Source organism: Elusimicrobiaceae bacterium (assembly GCA_028700325.1).
In the GTDB taxonomy this organism is placed as follows: Bacteria; Elusimicrobiota; Elusimicrobia; order Elusimicrobiales; family Elusimicrobiaceae; genus JAQVSV01.
Window position 1 is genome coordinate 1 of record JAQVSV010000101.1, and the last position, 6249, is coordinate 6249.

Below are 6249 nucleotides of genomic sequence, written 5' to 3' on the forward strand. Positions count from 1 at the left end.
GGGTCTGTCGGAAGTGGAGGAAGACTCGTTCATCGGGTTCGACCTCAACGAAATGCTGAAACTTTACGCCCAGCCGGAATTTTTTTGCGACCCGGTTACAATGACGGTAACCCATGCGGGCACGGAAAAAAAAGTTTTCGTGGTTCAGGTACCCGGCGGAACCGGGTACCCGGCGGTCTGCGCCAATGACGCTCAGGCTGACAACATAAAAGTTCTGGAAAACGGAGCCGTCTACACCAGAAGCAACGACGGAAAATCAGAAAAAGTCACCAGCTTCCTGCAGATGAAAGCCGTGCTCGACCGCGCGACCAGCGACAGGCTGACTACGGAAGAGGCGGAAAAAAATTCCGACGAAAAATCGCTTGAGGAAATTTCCGACTCGGAGTCTTTTTTCAACGTGCACGGCGCGTTCGACAGCTGGTCGTTCTGGGAAATCATCTGCTATCCTGCGCTGTACCAGCCGAAACGGCTTGCCCTGCCCCAGGCCAACCGCCTGTTTGACGACGCGGCCGCCAATCCCGACGGGTTCTGGTTTTTCTCGCCCCACAAATTCGATTCCTTCTCGAAGGGCTCGCAGTTTTTCATGCTCTCGCCCGACAAGCTGGAATGCGGACGCATCTACCAAAGCGGCGTGTTCGCCTGGCGGCGGGCGGTGCCGGAAGATTACGGCGCGACAAAATTCCTGACCGAAGACAAGAAAAAGGCTCTTTCGCTTGAAAACGCGGTTAATCTGATCACTCAGGCGGTTATGTTCGCGGGCGCGTTCTACCAGTCGCTGGGACTGGAATGCGATCTCAATTTCCAGATCTATCTGCGCAAAACCGAAAACCGCCGGCTGGTTTCAAAATCGCCTTTTTATTCCGTGCCGGAAACCGCGGTCTGCCGCGAAGAAACCGCCTCGGTATTGCGGAGGGTGCGGGCCGGCGATCTGGAACTGGTTCGTAAAAATTCCATTGAAGCGGCGCGGGACCTGGTTTCCATGTTTAACTGGCATGACGAGAAGCAGGCGCTTCCGTCCATCATCCGCATATCCGAAGCGATGTGCCGCAAGCAATTGAAGGTCATGCCGAAATGGCTGAAGGAAAACCATTCCTAAGGATTGGTTGAGAGGGAGAACGGAAACACCAGACCGCTTTCCCCGGAAAAACACGGCTCCGCGCTATGGCTATAAAATTCATGCGTTCCGTTCTGCTCGCCGCGGCGATTTCGCTGCCGGCACCGTATGGTTTTGCGCTGCCGCCGGATGAAAACACGCATATTCCGGGCACGATAAACTCTTTTGCCGGCCAGTCTGCGCCTGCGCGCGAAACCAAAGACGTGACCGTAATGGTTTACATGAACGCCCGCAATGAACTGGACAGAGCCGCGGCGCAGGATATACGGGATCTGGCAAAAAACGCATCGGGGCATGCGGCAAACATTGTAGTGGAATTCGGAATTGTCGGAAAGCCGATCACGCGCTCTTATATGACCCCGGCAGGGTTTGAAACCGTTGCGCGCATTCCGACCGGAGATATGGGCGATTACAGGGAGCTGGCAAGTTTCTTAAGCTGGTCTAAAAAAAACTTCCCCGCCAGACAATATCTGCTGGTTATATGGGGCCATGGCAGCGGCTGGACTGACCTCTACCCGGACAAAGCGGCCAGCAAAGGCATTTCTTACGACTACCAGACTTCCAATTACATAAAAACCGCCGAACTGAAAAACATCTTCGCCATCGCCGGACCCGTTGACGTGCTTGTGTTAAACGCCTGCCGCATGCAATCGGCGGAAGTGCTGTTTGAGCTGCGCGACTGCGCCAGATTTGTTGTAGGCTCCCAGCTGAATATTCCGGTAAACAGCGTTAATCTGGCCAGGCTGACAGCCATTGCCGCGACGCCCGGGCTGTCACCAAAACAGCTTGCCGTAAACATCGCAAAAGGCTCCATGCGCGCGTGCGGCGCGCCGCTTTCCTTCTCGGCTATTGACATGGCCGAACTGAAAAAACTGCCGCGCTACCTTGATCCCGTCGTGAGATCTATGGAGCAGGATGTCTATGCCATAAGGACGCTTTATAAAAATTCTTTCCGGGTGGACCCGGCTCAGCAGCCCGGAACGGTGGATTTATACAGCCTGGCCGCCACGCTCGCCGACAGGCCCGCGCCGGCCAACGCAATGGCCTTGCGGGATTATCTTTCAAACCAGGTTATTGCCGCGAATTTCGCGATCGGGACAAAAGCCCGCGGGCTCTCTATTGAATTGCCCTACCCCGAGCATTACAACGCCGCCCGGTATAAAATGAATTATTCCACGCTGGCGCTGGGCAGGGAATCAAACTGGGGGGAGTTCCTCAAAAAAATAGGAAAGGCCCGGTAAGCCGCACCGGCGGCAAAATACAACGCGCGTAAAGGAGCCCATGAAACACATCACGACCGAGACAAAAAACCGAACCGGCATTATCACGCTCAGCAATCCGAAAAAACGCAACGCGCTGAGCAACGAAATGAATACGGAAATCGCGGACGCACTGGCGGGCTTTAAAACGCAGAAACTGCTTACGGTCGTGATACGCGCGGAAAAAAACGCCAGAGTATGGTCAGCCGGCCATGATATAGCGGAACTGCCCTGCAACGGAAAAGATCCTCTCGCCTACAACACCCCGATGGAACAGATGCTCAGAGCCATAGAAGCCTACCCCGGCGTGGTGCTGGCCATGATCCAGGGCAGCGTGTGGGGCGGCGCCTGCGACATGGCCATGACATGCGACATCATCATAGCGGATGAAAATTCCTCGTTCGCCATAACCCCGATCAAAATAGGCCTGCCATACAATCCCTCCGGCATCATCCATTTCCGCAACCGGGTGGGGCTGGGCTTTGCCAAAGACATGTTTTTTACCGCCCGCCCGGTACTCGCGGAACGCGCCTACAAAGCCGGCATAATAAACCATTTCGTGCCCGCGCACGAAATCGAAGAATACACTTTCAGGCTGACGGACGAAATCAACGGCTATTCGCCGCTCGCCATCGGAATAATTAAAGAGCAGATGCGGATCCTGTTCCGGGCAACGCCCGTCAGCCCCGACGCTTTCGAGCAGATAGATCAGCTCCGTCATACCGTTTACTGCAGCGAGGATTATCAGGAAGGTCTTAAGGCCTTTGCAGAAAAACGCAAAGCGGTATTCAAGGGAAAATAACGACACTCACGGAGAAACTGAAATGCTGCAAGAAATAACCCCGCAACTGCAGGAAGAAATAAACGCGCTTCTGCTCAAACTGGTGCGCAGAAGCGTGCCGCTTGAGCATTTCCTTAAACTGGAAGAAGTGGTGCATAACACCCGCTGCAAAACGGAGGGCGAATACATATATTTTTCGTTCAGAAACTCCGAGGGCGACATTGCCATGTCGTTCCGCGGCAGACAGCCGGAAAAAAACTCCGTCAGCATGGGCTTCCTTTTCACCGTGCTGAACTCGCACCTGATGGAATTTGCCGCGGCATTTTCCGGCAAACCGGTAAAACTGCTGCCGGTCCGGCCGCCGGATCTGGCAAAACCGCCCGACAGAAAACACCATGACGAGCTTTCCGGCATAGCCGCGCAGTTCCAGTTCTGCCGCAGGAAATTCGAACAGGCCGCCTCAGATACGGAAAAAGTTCCGCACGCGGCCGAGCTGGCCCGGCTGGAAAAATCAGTCAACCGCGAAACCGTGCGCTTTTACGGGCTTACCAAACGCGAAATCAAATTGCTTAAAGCGGTAATGGAGTATTAGGAATTGCCAGCAAATAAAAAAAACCCCGCACAATGCGGGGTTTTTTTATTGCATTCCACTCACAAAAATCCGGCGCCTTGGCAGGGTTATGAAGTGTATTACCCCGCTAGCGTGGCAAATGCAGCTTGTGGCAGCAGAAACACCCGACGCAAGCCGGGGAGTTGTTTCATCAAAAAGCCGGCGGGCTGGCCCATTCCTGCGCCAGCCGCGCCACTACCTGCGCGGATTTCACCATTGAATCAAGCGACACCCATTCGTACGGCCCGTGGAAATTGCTGCCCCCGGTAAACAGGTTCGGCGTGGGCAGGCCCATGAAAGACAGCCGCGCGCCGTCAGTGCCGCCGCGCACGGGCTTATGGATCGGGGTGACGCCCTCGGCCGCCAGAGCCGCCAGCAGTTTCTCCATCACCTGCGGCGTGCGCGCGATAACTTCCTTCATATTCCGGTAGCTCTGTTTGAAAACAAGCTTGATCTCCGCGCCGGGATATTTGAGCCGTTTTTCGGCCACGATCGCCTCAAGCAGCGCCTCTTTCTCCTGCAGTTTTTTCAGGTCATGGTCGCGCACGATGGCGGAAAGCTCGGCCTTTTCCACGTCGCCCCGGATATCCGTGAACATGATGAACCCCTCGCGGTCTTCCGTCGTTTCCGGCAGCATATGTTCCGGCCACGAGGCCACAATGTCCGCCGCGATCCGCCCGGCGTTATACATCAGATTTTTTGACGAACCCGGATGGTAACTGCGCCCCGTAACGCTGACGGAAGCGGAATCGGCGTTGAAAGTTTCGTCTTCGACGGTGCCTTCTATGTCGCCATCTACGGTGTAGGCGAATTCGGCGCCGAAGCCGGCCACATCGAACAGGTCGGCGCCGCGCCCGATTTCCTCGTCCGGCGTGAAGGCCGCTTTAAGCAAGCCGTGGCGTATGGAAGGATTCTGCGCGAGATATTCAAACGCCGCCAGTATTATAGCCATGCCGGCCTTGTTGTCCGCGCCTAAAAGAGTGCCGCCGGAGGCGGTTATGATATCGTGCCCTTTGCAGCCGGACAGGCCGTGCGCGCCGGCCGAAAGCGTCAGCCCCGCCGCTTCGCTTATTATGATATCGCCGCCCTGATAATTATTGTGGCGGCCGGGAATTACGTTCGCGCCGGAACAGTCGGGCGAGGTGTCCAGATGCGCCAGAAACCCTATCGCCGGCGCGGTTACGCCCGGCGTGGCGGGCAGTTCGCCGGTCACATAGCCGTTTGCGTCCACCGTCACGTTACGCAGACCGATAGCCTTCATTTCCTGCGCGGCTATGCGCCCCAGTTCCAGCTGGCCGGGGGTGGAGGGACAGCTCTCTGCCTTCTCATCGCTGCGGGTGTCAACCCGCACAAACCGTTCGAACCGGGAATAAATCCGTTCCTTGAAATCAAAAGACATCGCATTTCTCCTTTGAAAATTTATACTATAAATATACAAAACTTCAGCGCGAGGTCAACAGAATGCCCAGCTTTACAGAAAACAGCCGCTGTCTATATTATGAAACCACCGGAAGCGGAGCCCCGCTTCTGCTGCTGCACGGGTTCACCGCGGACGGAACCAACTGGCTGCCGGTCAGGGACTGTCTGGCGAAAAATTTCACGCTCATCATACCCGACAACAGGTTCTCCGGAAGAAGCAGCTCCGCAGACGCGCCGGCCACCGCGCGGGAACTGGCGGACGACTCCGCCGCGCTGCTCCGCCATCTTCAGATTGAGAAAACCGTCATAGCCGGCCATTCGATGGGCGGCTACATCGCCCAGGAATTCGCGCTGAATTACCCCGGCATGACCGAAAAACTTATTCTCGAATCAACCGCCGCGCATACCACCGGCCGCAATAACACGCTCTTTGAAAACTTCCACAAACTGCTGGTCCTGCACGGGTATGACAATGTTTTCTGGAACGCGCTTTACGCATGGATACTGCCGCCCGCGCTTTATGACAGGCCGCAGGATATCGAAGCGACGATAAAATTCGCGCGGGAATATCCGCACCTGTCAGACGCGCAGCGGATCGGGCGGCAGGTGGAACTTATGAAAACGTTTGACACGCGGGCCCGGCTGGCGGAACTTTCCGCGCCGGCGCTGGTCATCACAGGCGGGCTGGACATACTTATTCCCGCCGCCGAAGGCCGCGCGCTGGCTGCCGGCATCGCCGGAGCGGAATTCGCGCTGTTTGAAAACGCCAGTCATGTCCCGCATTGCGAAATGCCGGACGTCTTCGCGCAAACCGTAACAGACTTCATTTTAAAAGAAAATTAGCCGGGTAACAGCCATGAAAGAAACCAAACTTTCCGCCATCAAACTCATTAACCGCCGCATTTCCGAATTCAAGGACATTGCCGGTAAAACCGCTTACCACAACCGCCATACCGAAAAATTTCTAATCCTGACCCAGCAGACCGAAAAACTCCTTGAGCGGCTGTTCTCATCAACCGAGGCCAAAACGTTCGCCAAAGCGATTACTTTTCCCGAGGACGGCACG

Annotated in this window: 7 protein-coding genes; 6 read left to right on the forward strand and 1 reads right to left on the reverse strand. The window is 55.7% G+C overall.

Features of this window, described 5'->3' with window-relative positions; genetic code table 11:
• The 4 genes from PHW69_09500 to PHW69_09515 form a co-directional block, all read left to right on the forward strand.
• Positions 1 to 1096, forward strand: a 1096-nt coding sequence (locus PHW69_09500) for a hypothetical protein (GenBank protein MDD4005416.1), incomplete at its 5' end; no start/stop codon positions are given.
• Positions 1097 to 1161: 65 nt separating this feature from the next.
• Positions 1162 to 2355: a clostripain-related cysteine peptidase gene (locus PHW69_09505; GenBank protein ID MDD4005417.1), complete on the forward strand. Its 1194-nt coding sequence runs from the start codon at positions 1162 to 1164 to the stop codon at positions 2353 to 2355.
• 40 nt (positions 2356 to 2395) lie between these two features.
• Positions 2396 to 3175, forward strand: a complete 780-nt coding sequence (gene scpB, locus PHW69_09510; GenBank protein MDD4005418.1) for a methylmalonyl-CoA decarboxylase — start codon at positions 2396 to 2398, stop codon at positions 3173 to 3175.
• A gap of 22 nt (positions 3176 to 3197) precedes the next feature.
• Positions 3198 to 3746: a hypothetical protein gene (locus PHW69_09515; GenBank protein ID MDD4005419.1), complete on the forward strand. Its 549-nt coding sequence runs from the start codon at positions 3198 to 3200 to the stop codon at positions 3744 to 3746.
• Positions 3747 to 3915: 169 nt separating this feature from the next.
• Here the strand turns inward: PHW69_09515 and pepT are convergent, their stop codons facing one another.
• On the reverse strand, positions 3916 to 5163 hold the full coding sequence (gene pepT, locus PHW69_09520; protein MDD4005420.1) for a peptidase T: 1248 nt from the start codon (positions 5161 to 5163) through the stop codon (positions 3916 to 3918).
• Positions 5164 to 5225: 62 nt separating this feature from the next.
• On the opposite strand from pepT, the gene PHW69_09525 reads away from it, so the two are divergent.
• Both PHW69_09525 and PHW69_09530 read left to right on the forward strand, forming a co-directional pair.
• Positions 5226 to 6026, forward strand: a complete 801-nt coding sequence (locus tag PHW69_09525) for an alpha/beta hydrolase (GenBank protein ID MDD4005421.1) — start codon at positions 5226 to 5228, stop codon at positions 6024 to 6026.
• A 13-nt stretch (positions 6027 to 6039) separates the two neighbouring features.
• Positions 6040 to 6249 (forward strand): hypothetical protein (locus PHW69_09530; GenBank protein MDD4005422.1); only part of this gene is annotated, 210 nt, incomplete at its 3' end.

Coding starts and splice junctions, on each gene's coding strand:
- PHW69_09505 (MDD4005417.1), top strand. CDS start 1,162: ATGGCTATAAAATTCATGCGTTCCGTTCTGCTCGCCGCGGCGATTTCG.
- scpB (MDD4005418.1), top strand. CDS start 2,396: ATGAAACACATCACGACCGAGACAAAAAACCGAACCGGCATTATCACG.
- PHW69_09515 (MDD4005419.1), top strand. CDS start 3,198: ATGCTGCAAGAAATAACCCCGCAACTGCAGGAAGAAATAAACGCGCTT.
- pepT (MDD4005420.1), bottom strand. CDS start 5,163: ATGTCTTTTGATTTCAAGGAACGGATTTATTCCCGGTTCGAACGGTTT.
- PHW69_09525 (MDD4005421.1), top strand. CDS start 5,226: ATGCCCAGCTTTACAGAAAACAGCCGCTGTCTATATTATGAAACCACC.